Origin of the sequence: Peribacillus sp. NPDC097197 (genome assembly GCF_050278025.1) — a bacterium.
In the GTDB taxonomy this organism is placed as follows: domain Bacteria; phylum Bacillota; class Bacilli; order Bacillales; family DSM-1321; genus Peribacillus.
The window spans coordinates 20,940-43,143 of the sequence record NZ_JBNNST010000009.1; the positions used below are offsets into that span (position 1 = coordinate 20,940).

General features: G+C 37.1%; 21 protein-coding genes and 1 other RNA gene. 8 read left to right on the forward strand and 14 right to left on the reverse strand.

The features are described 5' to 3' along the window. Positions 1-179 precede the first annotated feature (179 nt). The 3 genes from ACQKL6_RS13185 (at position 180) to ACQKL6_RS13195 (ending at position 1,559) form a co-directional block, all read left to right on the forward strand. On the forward strand, positions 180-509 hold the full coding sequence (locus ACQKL6_RS13185) for a four-helix bundle copper-binding protein (RefSeq protein ID WP_402959511.1): 330 nt from the start codon (positions 180-182) through the stop codon (positions 507-509). A 247-nt stretch (positions 510-756) separates the two neighbouring features. Next, a complete protein-coding gene (locus ACQKL6_RS13190) occupies positions 757-1,080 on the forward strand; it encodes a hypothetical protein (protein ID WP_402959509.1) in 324 nt (107 codons plus the stop codon). A 272-nt stretch (positions 1,081-1,352) separates the two neighbouring features. Beyond that, positions 1,353-1,559, forward strand: coding sequence for a YqaE/Pmp3 family membrane protein (locus ACQKL6_RS13195; RefSeq protein ID WP_402873212.1), 207 nt, complete (start codon positions 1,353-1,355; stop codon positions 1,557-1,559). A 75-nt stretch (positions 1,560-1,634) separates the two neighbouring features. Here the strand turns inward: ACQKL6_RS13195 and ACQKL6_RS13200 are convergent, their stop codons facing one another. Next, entirely contained in the window at positions 1,635-4,202 is a 2,568-nt protein-coding gene (locus tag ACQKL6_RS13200) for a DEAD/DEAH box helicase (protein ID WP_427651235.1), read from the reverse strand. A gap of 415 nt (positions 4,203-4,617) precedes the next feature. On the opposite strand from ACQKL6_RS13200, the gene ACQKL6_RS13205 reads away from it, so the two are divergent. Further along, positions 4,618-5,562 (forward strand): sensor domain-containing diguanylate cyclase, encoded by a 945-nt coding sequence (locus ACQKL6_RS13205; RefSeq protein WP_427651237.1) that lies wholly within the window; start codon positions 4,618-4,620, stop codon positions 5,560-5,562. A 274-nt stretch (positions 5,563-5,836) separates the two neighbouring features. Here the strand turns inward: ACQKL6_RS13205 and ACQKL6_RS13210 are convergent, their stop codons facing one another. Together ACQKL6_RS13210 and ACQKL6_RS13215 are read right to left on the reverse strand one after the other, a co-directional pair. Then, positions 5,837-6,016, reverse strand: coding sequence for a hypothetical protein (locus ACQKL6_RS13210; RefSeq protein ID WP_402872807.1), 180 nt, complete (start codon positions 6,014-6,016; stop codon positions 5,837-5,839). Positions 6,017-6,030: 14 nt separating this feature from the next. Next, positions 6,031-6,759, reverse strand: a complete 729-nt coding sequence (locus ACQKL6_RS13215) for a type II toxin-antitoxin system SpoIISA family toxin (protein WP_402873209.1) — start codon at positions 6,757-6,759, stop codon at positions 6,031-6,033. Positions 6,760-7,002: 243 nt separating this feature from the next. On the opposite strand from ACQKL6_RS13215, the gene ACQKL6_RS13220 reads away from it, so the two are divergent. Beyond that, positions 7,003-8,088, forward strand: coding sequence for an MBL fold metallo-hydrolase (locus ACQKL6_RS13220; RefSeq protein WP_402872804.1), 1,086 nt, complete (start codon positions 7,003-7,005; stop codon positions 8,086-8,088). A gap of 38 nt (positions 8,089-8,126) precedes the next feature. On the opposite strand, the gene ACQKL6_RS13225 is transcribed toward ACQKL6_RS13220, so the two are convergent. Beyond that, positions 8,127-9,083 carry a DMT family transporter gene (locus ACQKL6_RS13225; protein ID WP_427651238.1) on the reverse strand — a complete coding sequence of 319 codons (957 nt, stop codon included), beginning with the start codon at positions 9,081-9,083 and terminating at the stop codon, positions 8,127-8,129. 229 nt (positions 9,084-9,312) lie between these two features. Here ACQKL6_RS13225 and ACQKL6_RS13230 point away from each other — a divergent pair, with 229 nt between their 5' ends. After that, a complete protein-coding gene (locus ACQKL6_RS13230; RefSeq protein ID WP_402872798.1) occupies positions 9,313-9,639 on the forward strand; it encodes a YnfA family protein in 327 nt (108 codons plus the stop codon). A gap of 25 nt (positions 9,640-9,664) precedes the next feature. On the opposite strand, the gene ACQKL6_RS13235 is transcribed toward ACQKL6_RS13230, so the two are convergent. The 4 genes from ACQKL6_RS13235 to ACQKL6_RS13250 form a co-directional block, all read right to left on the reverse strand. Further along, positions 9,665-10,282 carry an NAD(P)-dependent oxidoreductase gene (locus ACQKL6_RS13235; protein ID WP_402872796.1) on the reverse strand — a complete coding sequence of 206 codons (618 nt, stop codon included), beginning with the start codon at positions 10,280-10,282 and terminating at the stop codon, positions 9,665-9,667. A 101-nt stretch (positions 10,283-10,383) separates the two neighbouring features. Further along, positions 10,384-10,731, reverse strand: coding sequence for a hypothetical protein (locus ACQKL6_RS13240; protein ID WP_427651239.1), 348 nt, complete (start codon positions 10,729-10,731; stop codon positions 10,384-10,386). Positions 10,732-10,936: 205 nt separating this feature from the next. Next, a non-coding RNA gene (ssrS, locus tag ACQKL6_RS13245) (6S RNA) lies at positions 10,937-11,124 on the reverse strand. A 74-nt stretch (positions 11,125-11,198) separates the two neighbouring features. Further along, a complete protein-coding gene (locus ACQKL6_RS13250; protein WP_427651240.1) occupies positions 11,199-12,377 on the reverse strand; it encodes an iron-containing alcohol dehydrogenase in 1,179 nt (392 codons plus the stop codon). 250 nt (positions 12,378-12,627) lie between these two features. Here ACQKL6_RS13250 and tatA point away from each other — a divergent pair, with 250 nt between their 5' ends. Further along, on the forward strand, positions 12,628-12,834 hold the full coding sequence (gene tatA, locus ACQKL6_RS13255) for a twin-arginine translocase TatA/TatE family subunit (RefSeq protein WP_402872789.1): 207 nt from the start codon (positions 12,628-12,630) through the stop codon (positions 12,832-12,834). Positions 12,835-13,210: 376 nt separating this feature from the next. Here the strand turns inward: tatA and ACQKL6_RS13260 are convergent, their stop codons facing one another. Both ACQKL6_RS13260 and ACQKL6_RS13265 read right to left on the reverse strand, forming a co-directional pair. Further along, a complete protein-coding gene (locus ACQKL6_RS13260) occupies positions 13,211-14,506 on the reverse strand; it encodes a protoglobin domain-containing protein (protein ID WP_427651241.1) in 1,296 nt (431 codons plus the stop codon). A gap of 175 nt (positions 14,507-14,681) precedes the next feature. Beyond that, complete coding sequence (locus ACQKL6_RS13265; RefSeq protein ID WP_402989426.1) at positions 14,682-16,076, reverse strand: amino acid permease; 1,395 nt, start codon at positions 16,074-16,076, stop codon at positions 14,682-14,684. Positions 16,077-16,533: 457 nt separating this feature from the next. On the opposite strand from ACQKL6_RS13265, the gene ACQKL6_RS13270 reads away from it, so the two are divergent. Continuing rightward, positions 16,534-17,607, forward strand: coding sequence for a DUF3900 domain-containing protein (locus ACQKL6_RS13270; protein ID WP_403080131.1), 1,074 nt, complete (start codon positions 16,534-16,536; stop codon positions 17,605-17,607). A 434-nt stretch (positions 17,608-18,041) separates the two neighbouring features. Here the strand turns inward: ACQKL6_RS13270 and ACQKL6_RS13275 are convergent, their stop codons facing one another. The 4 genes from ACQKL6_RS13275 to ACQKL6_RS13290 form a co-directional block, all read right to left on the reverse strand. Further along, entirely contained in the window at positions 18,042-19,169 is a 1,128-nt protein-coding gene (locus tag ACQKL6_RS13275) for a TIGR02391 family protein (RefSeq protein WP_427651242.1), read from the reverse strand. 298 nt (positions 19,170-19,467) lie between these two features. Next, the gene (locus ACQKL6_RS13280) at positions 19,468-20,508 is read right to left on the reverse strand and encodes a hypothetical protein (RefSeq protein ID WP_427651243.1); all 1,041 of its coding nucleotides are present in this window, start codon (positions 20,506-20,508) and stop codon (positions 19,468-19,470) included. Positions 20,509-20,560: 52 nt separating this feature from the next. After that, the gene (locus tag ACQKL6_RS13285) at positions 20,561-21,148 is read right to left on the reverse strand and encodes a hypothetical protein (RefSeq protein ID WP_427651244.1); all 588 of its coding nucleotides are present in this window, start codon (positions 21,146-21,148) and stop codon (positions 20,561-20,563) included. Positions 21,149-21,367: 219 nt separating this feature from the next. Then, a complete protein-coding gene (locus ACQKL6_RS13290) occupies positions 21,368-21,931 on the reverse strand; it encodes a recombinase family protein (protein WP_427651245.1) in 564 nt (187 codons plus the stop codon). Positions 21,932-22,204: the final 273 nt, after the last annotated feature.

The window sequence follows — 22,204 nt, forward strand, 5'->3', positions numbered from 1 at the left end:
ACTAGCTTCCCTATTCATTCCGTTAAAAGATTTTGCTTGCCCTGTTCTTCTCAACCTGGATTTTTTGCTATGTTCGACTATGTCTGTACTTTATCTGTTTGGCTATTCATGTTTTGAAAATTGTTATTAAGGAAATAGATGTAGACAATATGAGATAACCATTAAGGAGGAACTTACTTATGTCACACGAAAATTATCAGTCAGTCATTCAAACTTTGCACGAATGCATGACTGCATGCAACCATTGTTTTGATGCTTGCTTAAAAGAAGAGAACGTAAAGATGATGGCCGAGTGCATCCGCTTGGATCGAGAATGCGCGGATATGTGTTCATACTTGGAACAAGCATTAGGAAGAAATACACCATTCGTTTCTGAATTGGCAGCTACCTGTGCTAAGATTTGTGAAAGTTGCGGGAATGAATGTAAAAAGCATGATCATGAACATTGTCAGAAATGTGCCCAGGCTTGCTTAACGTGTGCAGAAGAATGCAGGAAACTTGCAGCATAACTTCATATAAAGGGATAGGGTGCTCTATCCCTTTATAATTTTGTTTTTTTCTTCCTAATGATTGATGTTAATTTATTTAAACTATACTTTGAGTTGAAAGATCAAATAATATATTCTACCGAGGTTCATGCTAAAATTATTGGTTGGCATTTCACTTGAATTCTCATACTTTGCATCCCTCCATCCTCAAAGTTATTAAACTTGGCTATTTTAGGAATACTAGTCTTAAAACCGGAGGGTAATGTGCATGGCAAATCAAAAAGTTTCCGGTGAGAACGATAAGGGGAAAAAAGTATCAACTATAGATAAGAAAGAGAAAGAAAACGAGGTAACTCGACTCAATCGATTATTAGGAGCCGTCATGAGGTATTTATCCGACGACGAGCAAGAAGAAATTGACATCGAGTACTTATTGGAAAATACGGATGGTTTGAGGGAATGGTGGGATCAATACCGCGAGCTTGACCGAAAACGGGTTGAAGAAAAAATTAAAAGTTCCCTTGCAGAGCTTCCTGTTGAAGAGTTGGAATTAATCCTTGAACAGATACGTAATAAAGTGAATGGAGGCTGATTGCTCACTTCATTGAAATAACTAGTAACGCAAGTGGCTCTGTTTCATATATCCCTATCCTATGGATATGTTGTCCATATCTTTTTCTAATGGGTCAAATATCTTGGTTTCCCATTTCCCAGGCAATTCCCTAATCATATCAAGAACTTTCATTCGAAGGCTTTACGCGACAGTGGGACCTCTATAGAAAATTCCCAACCCCATTCATAGCACCGAAATAGGTTAAGTGTTATATTAGGGGTATCTACTTTTAATTTTGGAGAGTGATCAATATTCTATATTTAATCGCCATTCTTTTTCCTCCTCTAGCCGTCTTATTGGCCGGTAAACCAATTCAAGCCTTGCTTAACTTGATTCTCACCTTATTTTTCTACGTTCCAGGCCTAATTCATGCCATTTTGGTTGTTCATGACAAAAAAGCGGATAATCGAATGAAGCATCAAGCTGCCTTGATTGCAAAGTCCAATCGAAAAAAATGAATTCAACTCAAAAACCCCGTATATCTGCCACCATGTAAAGGTGTACCATATCCGGGGTTTTTCTTTATTATTTCCTTAATATTTTCGATTTTTTCTATGGCCATTATGATAACAAGCGTCACATATTTGAAAACGCGAGGTATCTGGAAGCTGTTTTCCACAGCGCTTACACTTTTTCTGATAATTGATTATTTCATCTTTCAACTGATCATGAACGCCATTACTGATTTCTTCCCGCACCCGTTCCCAATAGACAGCCTCGGTTCTCTTACCCATCCTATATAGAAACAAAAGATGAAGACCTATTGCTTTATAAGATAGTTCCAACTCCTCTAAGTTCCTAGTCCTTATAAAGGGATCGGGAAGTTCGCTACTCTCAGCAATTGCTTCTATGGTTTCTAGCCATTGGCGAATAAGGCGAGGTTCTTTTGCCGAAAAAGGTAAATGCAGGAAACCATATAGGTCCATTAATGAAAAACGAGCTTCGATTTCAGTCTCACGGATCAGTTCATAAAGCTCCCGCTCTTCCGAAAGTGATGCTTTTTTTGTTCCATTTGGCGGAGTGAACTTTTCCCATAACTCAAAGAATGTCCCTAAATTCCTGTAGTACTTCTGAAACCGTTCAAATACCGCAGAGGTCGGGGCAATCGTAAAGGTTTGAACCGGCTCATCTACCTGTTCAAGTAATTTCCTCATGATTTTTATGTCGCCCGTAAATGCTACTTTACCCGTATCATAAATCCCTTTTCTTCCAGCACGCCCTGCTATCTGTTTTACTTCTTGAGAAGTCAGCCTTCTTCTTCTCGTCCCGTCAAATTTCTCATTTTCAAGAAAAACGATGCGGCGAATCGGTAAATTCAATCCCATCCCAATTGCGTCAGTTGAAACAACGACGGATGTCTCCCCCCGATTAAAAAGCTCAATTTGCCTTTTTCTGTTTTCTGGTGGCATACTCCCATAAATCATGCTGACCCTATGCCCACTAGCTTGCACACGTGAGGCCGTTTCGAGTACTTGCCTTCTTGAAAAGCAAATAAGGGCGTCCCCTTTCTTGGTATTTTTCAATTCGAATTCTTTCGGTTCTATTTCTAACGGTATTTCCCGACTATATTCATAAATCTCCAAATCCGTTTCATCAAGTAAATTCAGCAACATCTTTTGAATATTTCTACTTCCTATAATGTGTACTTCTTTTGCATTTGCTTTCGTAATCGCTCTATACCAAGAAAATCCACGGTCCTTGTCCGCTATCATTTGAGCTTCATCAATGACAATTACATCATAGTAGTCCTTCTCATGAAACATCTCAACCGTACAAGAGATATGCTGTGCCCCATTTACCAGCTTTTCTTCTTCTCCCGTTTTTAATGAGCAAAGCACACCGTCTGCATTCAGCTTATCAAACACTTCCAGAGCAAGAAGCCTAAGTGGTGCAAGATACAATCCGCTCTCGGCCTTTTTCATTTTCTCCAGGGCCTGGTGTGTCTTTCCTGTATTCGTGTCTCCAATGTGTAAAATGTATTTGACCTTTAGTCCTAATGATGGTGTATAGGCCTTTCCAAAAATGTCGTCAAGGATTCTTTTCTCTTCTTCCTTCTTTCGAGCAGCTTCTGCCAGCGCTTCTGCTTTTTTTCGTTCCCTGGTTGCCTCGTCCCTTTCAAAAATCTCTTGATGAACAGATTCATCAAAGGGAATCTGGGCAAGCTTCAGTAAGTCAGATAGGTATTCTTCTTGAAGTTCGTCGAAACAAGCCTGTGACAAATCTGTCAAATCCTCTTGAAGTAACTCTTTAAGGATCTCCGGGGTGACGATATCCCCTAAGGTTTCTGAATAATCGTTCAACACTTCTGTAGTCAAGTTCTCAAGAACCTTTTTAGGTATATATTCAAAGATAAAGTCTAATACCAACCGTTCATAACGATAGAAATAATTTTCATACTCGTAACGACTTTTACCCCAATCAAAAGTAGAATGAATATCCCCCGTCAGTTCATCGAAGAAATCAGTCACCATAAGGTAATCGGTAGATTCGAATGATCCCTCCTCAATCAACCGTTCTTCAAGTAGATACGGTTCTACAGACTGAAATTTCGGCTTATTAAGAAGATCAGTGGCAATTTTGCCTGATATATAATAACGGACATGTAAATAAACTAGCAGAGAGTTATTTTCTAAAAAAGTGTACGCTTCATTTTCAAGCTTTTCCTGTACCAGCCATCGCTTATGTGCTAGCTTTTGTTCCTCTTGCCTTTTAAAGAAGACTTCCCTTGCGTTCACATATCTCTGTTCCCAATCTTGATCGTTTTCGGAAAAGGTCTCCTCCAGCCAGGATATTGTATCAAAAGGGTGATACGTCCTTAACTCATTTCGAAACAAATGGTTGATATGCTTATGATCTGTCCCTTCTGTAACGAATCCCCTGCCTTTTAAAAATACTTTCTTTTCTTTTCTCGGAACGTCATTGGACGCTTTATTTAACCAAACATTCATCCAAATCTGTTCGATATAAGACATCCGATCTGAAAGGTATGTTTCAAAGGTCGGCATTACATCTTTATTTTCACCATAGCGGTCGATATCTTGGAGTAATTTTTGCTTTGTCTGTTCAATTGAAAGTGGGTGTATATTTTCTAATTTTCCCATGATAATCCCCTTTTGAATCTTCTTATTTATTATCCTTTCCAAAATTTTTTTAAAAATCAGCACGATAAGCCATTTTATCGGAACTGTGAGAAAGCACAAAGGAAGTGCTATGATGCAAATAGTGATAAAATATGACATGTATGATAGATTAATGGTATTACTTCCATTACATGTACAGTAAATGGTGACTCTGTCTACAATAAGCTATGTAACTTCTACATTTATAATGATGGTTTAAACTAATACTAACAAATTTCAAGCAAAACTGTATCCATTTTTCGTGATAGTAACCTCGAATTAGCAATGAGCTAACGCGACGAACATACCGTCATTTATATAAATAGATTCAACCCATGATAAATCACCCATATAGAACCCATCAAACAACCTGACTTATGGAAAGGGGATTCAGAAAATGATTCACCACGACATTAATTACTACAAGAATTTTGATTCCATCGCTAATGAAGTCTTAGAATTACTAGCTCATACGATTAAAGTCAATACATTCGTGCTCACGGTTTTCGAACAATCCCAAAGTTTTATCGTCAAGTCCTTCAATCGGAAAGCAAATCTAATCAAGACCGGCGATACCATACCCTTTAATGAAGTTCTTTGTAACCTGGTTGTCGAGAATAAAATGGAACCCGTAGTTATTAACGATATAAAAAATAGTACCCTGACATGTAATCACCCCATATTGGATAGGATTAAAAATGGATGCTACATGGGTGCTCCTATTAAAAATGAGGATAAAATCATCGGAACATTATGTGCATTCGATATTAAACCTTATGAATTTAAAGAGTATGATGTAGTGCTACTTAGCTCCTTGGCATCGCTGATCAGTCAAACGGTCAACATCGAGAATGGAATAATCAGGGATTCTTTGACTGGTCTCTATAACCGTAACTACATTTATAACTATTTTGAATATAATAAGGATGAAATTTATAACGAAATGTCCCTCCTTTATATCGATCTCGACAATTTTAAATATTTCAATGATACTTTTGGTCATGATTTTGGAGATAGTGTCATTAAAAGGACCGCGGAGTGTCTTTTGAAATCTTCACCTGACAATAGTTATGTCGCTCGAATTGGTGGGGATGAATTTGTTATTTTATTACGCACTGAGGATAGAATAAAAAGCACAAAACAGACAGCCGAACTCCTTTTAAAACAATTATCTTCCATGCCTATTCAAGTCGGTGGGAAAGAACATTTGATTTCTGCAAGTATGGGGATAAGCGTTTACCCGGTCCATGGGGACGACATGGTTACGTTACTGAAAAAAGCGGACCATTCTATGTATCTTGCTAAAGAAGGCAAAAAACATATTGAATATTATCCTACTTGATTCGTAATTCAAAAAAGTGTGGATGATTGTAATCATCCACACTTTTTTGAATTACCGTATAAAAAACCAACGTTTCGTTTTCAACTTACGCAAAACATTCAACAATTCAGCATTTTTTTTATGTATCCTGTTTTCGGATGGCGATGCTGAAGGGGCTGGGATGTCTACTCTCACAGGTTTCTTGTTCATATCTAAAGGACCCTTCCTATTTATCATTATAAAATAGTATATGCAGGTGCCCTTAAAATATCATCAATCCCAAGCCTCCTTCTTTCTAGAGGACATCCCTCAATTTGTTCAAACGTGTTGTCTTTTCTTTATGGTTCAGGATAACACGTTCATTTTGTTTCATCACCTTTTTTGTATGTGGACTTAAAGCCACATCGGGAATTTTGACCTGGGGTTTAATTACAGCGACGGAAACATTGCTTCCAGCTTTATCATAAATGCTCATTCAACCAACTCCCCTTAATTTTGTTTTATGACCATATCGAACATCATGATCAATAATGCTATTAATAAACAATCCACTTCTGACACGAAGCTTTCCGATCTTATCTCTAAAATATAAGGAAATGTCAAAACATTAACGGGCTGAAGCGCCATTTTCTCTTCATCATTGTAATACGTATCTTCTCTTTCCAATGTAGCACGGATCGTACTTCCAGACAAGGTCGGGTAAGCTTTTAACATCAAGTTCTTGTCTTGTTCCGTTTTAAAAGGAATAATTTTGACATTCATCCCTTCCTTGGCTGCATAAGCCTGAAGCATGATATGCAAGTAGGCCAGGTATTCCTCATTCGTCTGATAAAACTCCGGAATCCCTTCTTTTTTCAAAAGGTAAAACATATTTTTGACCTTTTCCCGATTATCCGATAATAACTTATCGCTTTCCGCAACCGCTTTAGTTGCATAGGAGAGCTCATTATCGCCAATTTTTGATATATACATGCTCAAAAATACGAACATATCTATCAGTACAAACAGAACGGCGACAATGAGGAAATTCTTCCACTCATCAAAAATGCTCGTCGGATAAAAACTCCAGTATATTAAAGCCCCCAATATGAAAATGACATACCATGTTTTTCGAATGGCTTCTATTTTCATGCTGATTTTATCTTTATACCTCCAGGATAAAACCACATAAACTAATAATGCAATAAATACGGCCCATACAAAGACTCTGAAAAACATCAACACTGTTTTTATCCTCCTACCCTTTTTTCAGCTTCTATAATTCTTATATAAATTATATTCAGGATGTCTCCCTCTTTTCCCTGCAATCAAAGAGAAAGTATAAGTGGGGATTGCTGTTTACATTTGCACTTGAACAGCGACCCTCACGCGTTTCATTCAGAACCACTTCAGTGAGTGATTACCAATTTTTATGTTATGATTAGTTCAGAATAAATCCCTAAATATTCAGGAGGAACATATATGCTGAAAACGTTAAGAATTTTCATGTCCATCCTATTAACCGGGATACTTTTTATAAGTCTTTATCCTCCACTAGGAAGACGTGCATCAAAGAAAAGAATCAAAAACTTCAGTACGAAAGAAAATTTTAAGAATGGGCAATTCATCAATCAAATTCCTGCGAGTCAGATGATGAGCCTTAAACATACTGGCTCCATACTTCGGGAGTATATGAAAGGAAATCCAAACAGACGACCTGCCGTTCCCATTTTGATTGATTCGACGGTCCGATCATACAAAGACGCCAATAAAATCACCTGGTATGGACATTCAGCCTTCATGCTTGAGTTGGACGGTAAAACTTTATTGGTGGATCCAATGTTTGGTAAAGCCCCTACTCCTTTTCCGGTGTTTGGAAACAAGAGATTTAGCGGTGACTTGCCAATCGATTTGGAAAACCTTCCACCGATTGATGCTGTCATTCTCTCGCATGACCACTATGATCATTTAGATTACTATTCCATAAAGAAATTAAAAGATAAGGTCGGTCAATTCATTGTTCCCCTAGGGGTAGGAGACCATTTGGTGAAGTGGGGTGTATCGAAGGAAAAGATACAGGAACACAACTGGTGGGATGAAGTATTCTACGACGGACTCCATTTAGTTTGTACGCCAGCAAGACACTTTTCCGGGAGAAGTTTAAATGATAGAAATTCTACACTTTGGTGTTCATGGGTGATATACGGAAAAGAAGATAAGGTCTTTTTCAGCGGTGATAGCGGGTACGGCACACATTTTAGAGAAATCGGCGAAAAATACGGTCCCTTCGATCTTACATTAATGGAATGCGGACAGTATGATGAACGATGGTCTACCATTCATATGATGCCTGAAGAAACGGTCCAAGCAACTATCGACGTAAAAGGAAAACTAATGATTCCCATTCATTGGGCAGGCTTCACTTTATCTCTTCATGATTGGACAGAACCCATTGAAAGGGTGACAAAAGCTGCCAAGGAAAAAACCGTACAAGTAGCCACCCCAAAAATCGGCGAGCCTGTTCACATTGGCGGAATGGAATTCCCTGACACAATATGGTGGAAATAAAATCAGCTTATCCCTTTATTGAGGATAAGCTGATTTTTTTATTTTACACTATGCTCTTTCTCATCAAAATGAAGTTTCATTTTAATAGGGTGATCTTTCCTCTCCCCAAAATAGTTGGTACCGAACACGCCCAGGATAATTAAAACTGAACCCACTATATCGAAAATCGTAATTTTTTCATTAAGAAAGAATGCTCCTGCAATAATGGTCACCACTGTCGATAGATTTGCAAAGACACTCATTTGAGAAGCCTTGATTTTTGATAATATCGTGTTCGAAAGCATCGACGTGACCAACGAAGCCAAGATTCCTAAATATAAGATAGAACCGACAAATTCCATACTTGACCATGGTGAAATGAATTCCGGCATCGTTCCCTTGCTCATATGAGATATGATTGCAGCCAGGTTAAAAAGGATGAAACCTGTTCCCATCATGAAAAAGGACATTTCACCAGGCGTATATTCCTTTGCCAAGGACCGTGTCATCGTCGTATATCCTGCTGTCGCTAAACAAGATAGAAGGATTAATCCCATACCGAGCAAATCAGAGGCATTCATCGTACTTCCTTTCATAAGGAAAATGAAAATGACCCCTACTACCGATAAAACAATAGAGATGTTTTGATAAAGAGAGGTTCTTTCCTTTAGAAAGTATCCCGCAATGATGACTGTAATGATTGGGGTGATAGCCGATAAGATTCCGGCATCCGTGGATTGGGAATATTTAAGTCCGAAAGTTTGAAAGACAAAGAAAAGGGTGGGAAACATTAATGATAATGGAAGCAGTTTTTTGATTGACTCAATTGTATAGCTCACCTTAATTACTTTTAGTGCGACCAGAACTAATATAACGGCGAAAGAAATGCTGAAACGGAACGCCAACGTATCAAGTGGGTTCGATTCGGCGATTGCCATCTTTGTAAACAAAAAGGATAAGCCAACAATGCTGGCATGCAATATGGCTAGCATATAAGCATATGATTTGGTTTTCATGGTTGCATCTCCTTAACTAGGATACTATGATTCCATTTTAGTTCTAGTACCCTTTGTACTTGAAATGCAATCCAATAATTCATTTGAATATTAATTGGGTAGAATTCAGTGAATGACCTATGGATCGAAGAAAAGGAGATGGAGTTGATGCTCCTAAAACATAGGTAGCAAAGTCTGCCAACGTTATACAAGTTATGATAGAATTCAATGAGGAAAGTGAGGGATACATATGATTGTGACCATCCTTATATTTCTTATGGCTGGTCTGGCCGAGATTGGTGGCGGATATCTTATCTGGATGTGGCTACGAGAAGGAAAATCCATTTATTTTGGATTGGCCGGAGGAATTGCACTTATTTTATATGGCATAATTGCCACATTTCAAACATTCCCTACTTTTGGACGTGTATATGCAGCATATGGTGGCGTTTTTATCGTATTATCGGTTTTATGGGGATGGGGAATAGATAAGAAAACACCTGATTTATATGATTGGATTGGCGCTATCATTTGTGTAATCGGGGCATCCATCATCCTATGGGCACCAAGAAACTAAAAAAACTAAAGGGCTAATAACCCCTTTAGTTTCCTAAAGCAACAGATTGATTTAAATATTTATCATCCGTGAGTGCTCGTGTTATGAAATCGGCAACATCTGCACGGGAAATGCTACGGCTTCCTTTTGGTACACCTTGATGCTCTTCCCGATACGAACCAGTAGGCGGATTATCAGATAACCCCATCGGTCTTGCCACGGTCCATGTCAAATTGTTTGCTTTAATAACATCCACTGCATTACGATGATCTTCCAATACATTCCCCAACATCTTCATTGTCAACTTCCCAATTAATCCTGGGATTTCTTTTTCAATACCCGCTGACGCCATATAAATGATTCTTGAAACATTGTTGACTTTCATTCCATTGACAATATTCTGCGTCATTTCATGTAGAACGGTCGTCTTTCCCAACCCACTGCTTGAGCCTAGGCATGATATGACCACATCTTTGCCCGATATGGCCTTTTGTACCGTCTCTTCTTCTAGAGCATCCCCTTGAATGATATGCAAGTTCGGATGATTCAATTGCAGCTTAGTTGGGTTCCTTACAAAGGCTGTTACTTCGTGCTGTAAATTTAGTGCTTGCTCCACAACCAATTTTCCTGTTTTACCTGAAGCCCCAAATACGATTATGTTCATGTTTTATCCTCCAAATGAAATGATAGAGTTAATCATAACACTGACCGGATATTTTATCATTACGTTTTACTCTAAAGTGATACTAATCATACAATACTCTGTTAGCTTACTTTCTTTACTGAACTTAGTGCTGCATTGCTGAATTTTTCTTGTATGAACCATAAATCGCTATCGCTGCGATAATACAAGGAATGGCAAAGGCCAAGAAGTTGACCTGAAGGGACAATTTCATATGGGTAATACTGTGATACATAGGCATTCGTAATGATTTGTGTACCTGTTGTCGTTCCCCCTGCTATGGCTAGGAGCAAATAAAGCATGAACATGCTTGGTTTAAAGCTCAACATCGTGAGTGTCTGGAACCCCAGGATTAAAAAGGAGACGAGTACGACTTTTGAACCAAAACGATCCGCAAGTTTACCTCCAACTATCGCTTTATATAAAAGCACTTTTGAATTATGTAGGAAAAAAGAGTTACTTAAAGCATTTATGAGATTTTACATAGAAATTAACTCTTTGAATACTGCCCTATAATAACGCCTCTAAGATCTTTTATTATATAACATTGCCTCTGTTTATTAACCTTCGCCCAATTAAATGGTACAAATACAAAAGACCAGCCCCCATAAGGGACTGGCCTCAAATTGTAAAAGTTATAAAGCCGCCATTGCCGTATTTCAGTAAGAAAGTTTTAAACCACCACTCCTCAAAGTGGGTGTTTGCAAAAATTTTCCTGTTTTCCAAGTCAGTGACGAGGCATAACATTCCAACCTTGATATAAAACTCCCTATTACAGCTTAAAGGTTAAAACTTAATTATCATTACGAACAACGCAGCTTATGTATTTATAATACCTAATGTTATCTTAAGTTGCAAGGTCAAAAATTTCCATCCACTACATTTCATGCAATAAATTTTATAAAGGTTCAGTAATACGGCCATTAAAGGCGGATTGATAGATGGTTAGAATATCTTCTTTTCCAAGTGGCAAGGGGCTTCTCGCTAAAAGCCTTTTTTGCTTTTCTCCATCTTCCACCAGCTTGTCTATTGCATTTTTAGGAATATCGAAATCACCTAATGTAGTTGGGATCCCTATATCTTGCACCAATCTTTTAATTTCTTCAACACATCTAAGGGATGCCTCTTCTTCGGATAAATAAACTGAGCTTCCACCCATGGCATTTAATAAGTCAGCCATCTTTTTCGTACTACTTTTTCTAATATAGCCCATAACATACGGAAGCAGGACGGCATTGGAGTCACCATGTGATAGGTGAAATTGGCCACCTAGTGGATAGGCAAGTGCATGTACTCCCGCTACGCCAGCATTAAAAAAGGCAAGGCCGGCCATATAACTTCCCTGGCTCATGTCTGTCCTTGCTTGTTGATTTTGCCCATCCTGAACGGCAGTACGAAGAGATTTGCTAATGAGCCTGACAGCGTGTAATGATAAGGCTTCAGTCGTAGGGCTGCTATTGACGGAAACATAAGCTTCTACTGCATGAGTTAGGGCATCGATACCTGTTGCAGCTGTTATATGTGGTGGCACGGATACGGTCAGTTCTGGATCCACTATGGCAGCGTCCGCCAATAAAAAGTCATGGGTCACAACATCCTTGGTGTTTCCAAGAGAAAGCACGGCAATATTGGTTACTTCAGAACCCGTTCCCGCTGTGGTTGGGATTAATATTTTGGGAATCCCTTTTGCAGTAATCTTCCGTGTTCCCGTTAGGTTCAGGTAATCTGCCACAGATCCTTCATGAACAGCAAGAACCGCAGCCAGTTTCGCTAAATCCAGAGCACTGCCACCACCTAGACCAATGATAAGATCGAATGGATGCTCCTTTATATAGCTAACCAGTTTTTCTCCTGATTCTAAAGGGGGTTCAGGAATCACTTCTGTATATAATTGAACTTGATACCCTGCTTCTTCCAATGGGAGAGTAATCTTATTCGTCACCCCTATTTTTATAAGCACCGGGTCCGTGATGATCAGAATACTGGAGATGTCATACCTCTTCACTTGAGGAATAAGTTGTTTCAATGACCCCCAGCCCACATGACTGAGCGGGGTAAAAATAAGTGTACTGGACACATAAACACCTCCAATCCAATATTTTTATCCATCATGTAATTTAATGGTAACACAAAATATGGTAGGAAGGTAAAGTTATGATGAGGGAATCGAACAATCAAACAATTTAGCTTGCAAGCAGAGAATAATATGGAGGCAATATGTTTAGATTATAAGCAAACAAGGCTTACAATTAATAGTAATTAACCTTTGCAATTGACGGTGTGAAGTCTATAATATTAGATATCAATATTTTTAGGGGTGACTATCTATGTTTTCAAATATTGGAATACCTGGTTTAATTATAATCCTTCTATTAGCTTTAATGGTCTTTGGCCCAAGTAAACTTCCTCAAATTGGACGTGCTGTCGGCACTTCGCTTCGTGAGTTCAAGGATGCCACAAAAGGGATCACCGATGATATACAAGCCGATTTCAAAGAAGACGTACAAGCTGCTAAAAAAGAGTCCATTAAATAGAAAAGTGCATAGAAAAAGACGCCTGCACGCAGCAGGCGTCTTGATGCGTTTGTGGCGCAAAACCGTCAGGCCACATCCCGACGTTTAGCTAAAAGCATGTTCTACGGCTTACACAAATTAGCTCATCGCTTTATTAATATAACATTAATCTGAAATTATTACAAGTTAATGTTTGAGACTTTTCTATTCTTAATTTAGTCCCCTTACTAGGTAGCACCTATACTCACTCATTCCCAAAAAAAGAAGGAATTAAGAATACTTTTCTAAAAAAGCGTTTTAGAGGGGTATACATTTCATGATTCACTCCCTCCCTTTTACACGCTATTGGTCAAAAAGGAATGAATCTAGCAGATTCCGTATCTTTTCTATCATGATCTTATAAATTCATTGTCATTGTTGTTAATTCCTCAGAGGATACCGCCACTTGATCGAACGCTTTACTGATTCCATCGAATATTTCGTTAAGCTCGTTCATTTCTTTGGCGACTTTAATGTTTTGCTCTTTGACAGACAGCATGGCCTCCGCAATATCAGTAAAAAATAATCCAGTTTCCTTTCCTTGTTGCGTACCTTGAATAATTTCATCACTCACGACAGCAATGGATGTATTCATCACATTTGTAAAGTCCCCTATTCCGTTTACCAATTTTGCCACTTCAGTAACGGACTTTTTCGTGTTTTCCGATAGCTTTCTAACCTCACCAGCCACCACCGCAAAGCCTTTACCATGTTCACCTGCTCTAGCTGCCTCAATTGCTGCATTCAAAGCTAAAAGATTCGTCTGTTCTGCGATTGAAGTAATGATTGATACAATTCTTTCAATTTCCTTGGATGTATTGGATAGCTGCTCCATATCCTTTGAGATAATAATTATTTGCTCTTGGGTTTTAACCATCCTTTTTTCGAGCCCCTTTAAAAGTTCAACCCCTTCTTTGGATTGCTCTTCTGTCCTGATGGCGGTATCGGATCCCTTTTGGGTAACAACTTGGATATCCATTACTTTATCCGCCATTAATTGAGTGGCGGAACTAGTCTGTTGACTGATGGCAGACAATTCTTCTGCATTCCGATTGACTTGTTGTTTAATCATTTCCTTATCACCCTGGATTTGTTGGCGAATTCTCTCATTTTCAAGATCATATGCTTCTAGAACGATTTGTTGTTCTAAATTCATGATTTTTGTGACAGCCAAAATCGTGTCCTGGTATAGTTCTATGTCCTTGATATGAGTCATCACTTGGAGAATGATTGACTGAAGCAAATCCTGAAATGCACTCAGATACCATTTTGGCTGCAAGCCAATCCTTACATGGACATGTGCAATGATATAACGCTGTTTAATATATTCATCATCGATACAACCACTAAACATTTCAAACATATGATGGTGTAACGTCGTCTTCAACCGATCAACAGAACTGTGCTTATTAATCACCTGCATTAAAGAGGGTTCCTTTTCTAAGTTTCTGTAGAAATTGTCTACAATTTTAATAATATGTTCCTTCACATTGTCCTGTAATGAACGAATAACACAGAGATCCTTTGTAGTTAAATGAATCATGTCTATTTGGGTTAACACACCTGAATGGTTTTTAATTTGTATACCAACTTGATCCTTATACTTCATATAATCAATATCATTGGTAAGGTTATTTTTCCATATGATTTTCATTAAGACTTGCCTCCGGATATCTGCTTTCGATTTATGATAGTAAGTCATATTCTATGTTAATATTAAGCTATTTTGATGAAAATTTCCTCATTTTTGAACATATTTTCACATTACTTTAGGACTATTTTTGGTATTGCCCTAAAAAAAAAACACTCCGTAAGAGTGTTTTTACGATTTATTGATTCAGATTGGAGTGTTTTCGTGAATATACAAAGTACACGATAATACCGAGGACCATCCAAATCAAGAAACGAATCCATGTATGGCTCCCTAATTGGAACATCAGAAACACACAGAAAACGATTGCTAATCCTGGTACGAGAGGCACCCATGGGCAATAAAAAGCACGTTTCAAATCTGGTTTGATTTTTCGTAATACGATGACTGCAGCGGATATCATAGTAAACGCCGTTAGTGTTCCTATATTGACCAACTCAGCTAAATCACTCAATGGAATAAATGCACCAAGCAACGCGGCAATGATTCCGAACATCCAAGTAACGGCATAGGGTGTTTTATATTTCTTGTGCAGTTTAGATAATGGCTTCGGCATTAAACCGTCACGAGACATCGCAAACATGATACGGGATTGTCCAAATAACATAACCAGGATGACCGTCGTCATTCCAATAAAGGCTCCAACATCAATGAATCCTGCAATCCAATTTTGTCCTACAACTTGTAAAACCAAAGAAATTGGATGATCCAACGCAGTTCCGAATTGTGCATACGGTACCACACCAGTCATGATTAAACTAACAACCATATATAAAGCAACACAGATGATCAATGAACCAATGATTCCTCGGGGTAAGTTTTTTCCGGGATTTTTCGTTTCTTCAGCTGCGGAAGCTACTGCATCGAATCCGATAAACGCAAAGAACATCAATGCGGCAGTTGAAAACACACCACTTATTCCAAATGGCATAAATGGTTGCCAATTCTCTGGCTTCACATAGAAAATAGATGAAATGATGAACAATGCTACAACAATCAATTTAATGATGACCATGATGTTATTCACTCGTTTGGTTTCTTTGGTACCTCGGGAAATTAATAACGTGATTGCTATGACGATTAAAAATGCCGGAAGGTTCATATACGTTGTGGTGCCTTCAATAGAACCAGGTGCTGCAGTAATCCCTTCTGGTAAGTTAATCCCGATTCCATGTAAGAACGATTGGAAATAACCAGACCAACCGGCGGATACCGCGCTAACTGCCAAGAGATATTCAAGAATTAGGTCCCACCCGATAATCCAAGCAGCGAATTCACCAAGTGTTGCGTAAGCATAAGTGTAAGTCGAACCCGAAACTGGAACGGAGGATGCAAATTCAGCATATGAAAGAGCGGCAAATAAACAAGCTAGACCTGCAATGACAAATGAAAGGGATAGTGCAGGCCCGGCGTGGACCGCTCCAGTACCCGTCAATACAAAAATGCCTGTCCCAATAATGGCGCCTATACCTAGCATCGTTAAATCCCAAGCACCTAGCTCCCTCTTCAAACCATTGTTATTGGAACCTGTGTTCAATAAGTCCTCGATGGACTTCTTTCTAAAAATGTTCATCTTTTCTCCTCCATAAAAAATAAAAAACATTCAATAAGTAAATAATAGAATGGCTAAAAATATTGTTTAGTTAAGATAAATTTCGACAAAACTCAACAAATCCTGAATTATCAGACTTTCAAATTATACGCATTACCCTTTTACCCGTCAATGGTTTTATTATTGTAATAGTATAATTTTTAAAGAATACTATCCTTATTTTCATTAAAGCTTACAAGATTTATATACACTATTAATATACTCACAAAATATTAGACATTTGATATTTCTTAATTATAAGGTAACTTTCACTAGTAATATGTATATAAATTTACTTCATTACAGGGCTCACCTTCGGAGCATAATGTCCTAATACCATGTTCAAGGTGACTAGATTAATATTGACGGATGAGACTGGCATCTCTATACTTATTAAGTCTTAAAAGAGGAAATATATATAATGGAGTAGGTGACTTTCATGGATTTTGCGATTACCTATCTGTCTTTTTATTTAATACAAGTCGAAGGAAAAGGCGATCAGGCGGACAAACGTTTTAAACACTTTCAAACACTTGATACCCAGGAATATGAAGATAGTCCTTTAAAGGATTTTCTAGATGGTGAATTGATGAAAATCTCCAAACGAAAAGTGGACCGTCATCCTAAAACTGAACAAATTCCGACGAAAATCGGTTCATTTATAGTAGAAGAAGGTCATGCGCTCGACTCAAACCCAAATTACAATGCATTCAATCGAGTCCGATATGCACGATCAAAAGAAGAGTTTCAAAAGGAAAATGAACTTTTTGCCCAATCTTATATAGATACAAGTGCTGTACGTGGCGGGGTTTTCCTTATTGCTTCGGCTAAGTTGACGCAATATCTTGATGAACCTTTCATCTTTCTATTGAAATGTGATTTCGAGCCAAAAGTCGCTTCCATTTCCGACGAACGAACATTAATTCGACATGTGGAAATGGCCATTACCACAAAAAATATGAAATCGATTCAGTACCCCTTCATGCCCGAAGAAGGGATTGTCGAAGAAGGTGAACTGAAAATCCATCAGGCTTCACATGCCCGCTACTTCGAAGATTTCCTTAAGTTCGTAGAATATGGGGAATCCATGCCAGAAATCATGAAAAACCAGGTCATCCATATGGTCCATGAACATGTATCAGCACAATTCGAAGAAAACAGCGACGAACTGCAGAAATTCGAGCAAGACCTCGAAATCTGGGAATCAAGTGAAAAACGAGAAATCCAGGAACGCTTAGAAACCCACCAGGTCGTCGAAGCAACTGCCCAAATTGTAGAACATACACCAGAAGCCGAACTGCGCATGAAGCTTGGCAGTACCTCCGTTAAAGGACTTCTAGCCGATTTCGGGGAAAGCATTCATTTAGGCAAGATTAATGGGAAGTATGTATTAATGATAGAAGCCGACACGATTCAGTTCGATAAAGGCGTTTCACCGATTGAATTCCATAGGCCAGATGATTTAATGGAGATTGTGGAGCGGATTAGTAAGAAGAGTGTTGGAGAGTATTGAGGGGGTTTTATATAGAGTTTGAGGCTAAATGAAAATGCTCACAATTATGTGAGCAATTATGTGAGCAATTATGTGAGGTTCCTAAGATTGTAGATAAAATTCCCTATTAGTAATTAATAAAAAGGCGTTTCTAAATGGAACGCCTTTTTATTGTCATATATTACTTATAATAGCTTTTAACAAGATTGGCTATAATAACAGGATTATTTTATTTGATAGTATCTTTCAATGCACTTTCTCACTTTAATGAATCCTCTATGGGCAAGATGATGAGATATCAAGTCAGATTTCACCGAGGTTATCTGATCCAGCGAAAATAAGCTATCATCATGTCTCTCCAAATAAAGCGCACGTCATTACTGGGAAATAGTGCTCTCTCTACTTGCGGTTAAAAATAGAGCCCCTCTTACATATTAAATAGGTACTTGTCATTTTCAGAATGGCAAGTCGTCGTCATAATACATCTCAGGGAAATCTTTTAATTCCTCCTCGAAAATTTTCCACCAGGAATGATTTCCATTAAATTTTAATATAGCTTCTAATTTTCTTACTATTTCACTATCTTTATTTTTTAATTCGCTCTTAATGTAATCCTCTAACCAATAATCTATTTCATGGCTATTTATTTCACAAATTTTATTCCAAAAGAATTCTTCTATATAAGCTTTATCCTCTTCATCACCGTATTTTATCTTATTAACAACTTCTAAATTCCAGTTACTAACATCTTCAAAATTCATCAAGTGTTCTGTCTCAATCCAAGTTCCTAGAGCACCATTTAAACAATTTTCATTTAAAAGATCATATTTACCAGACTTTACATTCTCCAACAATATATTTTCCACTCTAAGCTTTACTGCCTTATCTAGTTTGCTCCAATATTTAGCTGGAACTGTATTTAAAATTGTACGTATGTCTTCCTCAGAACTTGTATATTTTAATTCTTCGCTAATAACTTTAAATACTTGTGATATATTATTATCTTCTAACTGATCAAAAAGAGCCTTTAAAAAATAGTATAAATTTTCAAAATCTCCTTCCTTTCGTTTCAAAATAACTGTTATAGCTAAATTTGTTCTCTGACGTTTCGGAATTTCATTTACTAATAATTCAGAGTATTCTTCAGTTTTAACATAATATTTTTCGAATACCCTTTTTAAGAATGTTGATTCTTCAAAATTCACTTTAGACTTATCAATAATTTTCAAAATATAACCAATAAAACATATTATAGAATCCGCTTCTTCTTTAGTGTCGTTATACTTATCATGACTTCTTGGATTTCTAATGGCAGTATACAAACCTCTAAGTAATTCCTGCGTTCCTTTTTGGATATTCTTTTCTGACTCTGTTTGTAATTTATTTAGTTGTAACTTAGGATTTTCACCCCCAAAAGCTTGTCCTATTAAACCTGAGCCATCACCTTCTAAACCAGTTTTATTTCTAATGGTATCTGTTAATAAATGCATCGCATCTAAAATAGCACTAGAGTAACTTTCATGTTCGTAATTTTTCTCTATAGCTTCCCACAATTCTTGTTCAATAATAATTTTCAAGTCCATTAATAACACTCCTATCAGGGCAGCAGATTGCATGGTTTACATCCAAATAATAAACAAATTTGGCAGATAATATAATTATTCAGATAGATTGTAACAAGTTCAAACAGTAATAAACGGCCGATTTCATCCAACTTCCAATATAAAACAAAAAAAGGAGCCCTTACGCTAGGACTCGTAACTCAAATTCATACTATAATAGACTAAAACCGAGTAGACTAAGGGAACAATTAGTTACGGTTATCATACAGTGCGAGAAGCAAAGAGTATCTCTGACACGCTCTTTCTTTGAAAATACTATTTATAACTCAGCAATATCATTTTCTTGAGTTTTCTGATTAATCACCATTCTCGTGAATAAAGTTCCATGCTTTAATGTAGCATGATTTTTATCTCGATAAATGGTTATATCTGGATTATCAAAATCATCAGGATCAATAGGGTGTTCCGCAAAAGGGTTTAGATAGAGACTTAAGCCGTCCAAAAGAGACTCTCGATATTTAGTATGAACTATTACCTTTGTATCCCCTTTTGTATCATAATCATTATAGCTGGAGGTATGAAAATAAATATCCTTACTTTTTTTTAACGATAGAGCTCTTACTTTTCCTATACTAGCAACTGAGCTAAATAGAATCCCACTAATTTCCTTATACTTATCATTATTAAAAAGGCCAATAGAAATTGGAGCACCTGTTTTCTTCTTGAACATGTGGTCGTTATATTTCATATGCGGTTGCCCACCCTTATATTCAGCATTAGTAAGTCCGTAACAAACTTTTTGAATCGCTCCTATTCCTTGAAGAAAGAAGAAAGGCTGTTCGAAAGCCCCGACGGCCAAAATAAAAGGTTTTTCTTTTACATGTTCTAACTTTGAATACTTTTTTTGATACATTTCATGTTTACTCTGGATACTTTGACTAATGCGTTCAGATGCTAATTGAACTATTTCATCATGAACCCCATCTAGGTTTCTTCCTAATTTAAATATTTGGTTAATTTTTTGTTTGAGCTCATGCTCTGGTGCACTATCTTTTGGATTTTTAGTAGCGACTGCTTCAACTAATATCTTATTTTTCCCTTTTCGTGTGGTTAAAAGGAAGTCAGGTGCATGATGTGTATAGTCCAGTTTATAGCCAAGATTAGTAAAACAAGCATGCAAATACAACTCCCAAAAAGAGGAGTTAAAAGTTGTCTGAAATTCTTTTATAAATTTATTATCACGGTCTATAAAACCAAAACTCCACTGATTAATTACATCTTGTAGATCCTTGTCTTTCAATAAGTTGGAAAAATTAGGATGAAAAACTTGTTCTTTAACTTCAAAATTAAATAAATTCATAAAACTAAAACACTTCCTTATTTTAAAATACATCCCCAATTAAATGAAATTATCATTCTGGATAAGGAAGTTGATTCTTAATCTCTTGAGTAAATACGGATAACTTTTTTATGCTTTCATAAAATTCAGTCCAATTTCCAATATCTCGGTGCTTATAGGCGTGAATCGCATTTCGCCGTTGTTGTACCATTAAAATAAAAGGGTACCATTTCGGTGCAAAGATTTTTTCTTTTTGTAAAAATACTTTCAATTTTTCTAGTGTTAGGACATCTGGTTCTATTAACTTACCATTTGAATCCAGATAATGGTGTTGGCTATTTTGATAATGTTTTACATGAACTGATAAAAACAACTTAATACCACCTTCTAATACAGCTCCTAGGTTCGTCCAAGCGAGTATTAGTTTTCCCTCACTGTCTGTAGAGGTTCGGTAGACTTCAGTCCATGTGAATAAGGATTCTGATAACGCATGCAACCAATCTAATCGGGAACGAGTCAGTATCTTTTCTGCTTCTTCTGGAGCCCATCCTGCCGCATTCCCCCAAAAGTATTGATGGTCTCGATAGATATCTACAATTTCATCTATAGCTAGTCTAACTTCATTTAACGTTTCTTCCTTAAAAACTTCTAAATTGTCCATCTTTCTTCCTCTTTTCCTATAGTAGTTTCATTCTTGATTTTCCTTTTTTATATACATAATACAAGAATAAAAAGTAAAATATTACAAAAAAAGTGTAATTACTAATATTTTATTGAAAAATACTAAAAATCACTAAACTACCTTTTAGATTTGAGAGTAACCGTTAAGATGTAAGCTCATCTCTAATTAAACGCACCTATCAAAACCAATACTGCTTGCCTAATCCATTTTTCTTTCTCTCACTTTAATCTTTCTATATAATGTTGCTTTTGAAACAGATGTCATTTCTTCAATTTCCTTAATGGTGTATTGTCTAGATCCATACAACTTTAACGCCTTCTGAACTTGTTTATTATCCTTTTTCGGTCTACCACCTTTTCTCCCCCTGGCCCTTGCACTTTCTAAACCTGCCTTAGTCCGTTCTGAAATTAGATCCCGCTCCATTTCAGCTAAGACTGCTAGCATTTTAAACATTGCCTTACCAACTGCTGTGGTAGTATCTATACTATCTCTAATGCTGACTAACTCTATTCCATTCTCTTGTAGCTCTTCAGACCACTCAATTAACTTTTTAGTTGAGCGGCCAAGACGATCTAGCTTGTAAACTACTAGTATGTCTCCTTCTCTAGCATAATCTAACAACTCTTTAAGCTGTGGTCGATTATCCTTCATTCCGCTCATTTTCTCTTGATATATTTTCTCACAGCCCGCTTTCTCAAGTGCATCTAATTGTAAATCTAATGATTGGTCAAGAGTACTTACCCTTGCATATCCAATTTTCACTGATACCACCACTTAACATTTGTTACCAACATTGTATCAAAAAGGATAATTATAGTAAATATTGATTCTTTGTTTTTGATACGGGTTTTGTTACAAGTATCAACTTACTTATTAATAGTATTTCGACTAGCGGTGACATGTATCATAAACATTCGTTTTTGATACTATACTTTTTATCATTAGCCACCTGTCTATTGAATATTTAAATTACTCTACTAACATAATTTTATATCTGGTTATTGCTATCCCTATGGGTTAGTTTTTATGTAGTCT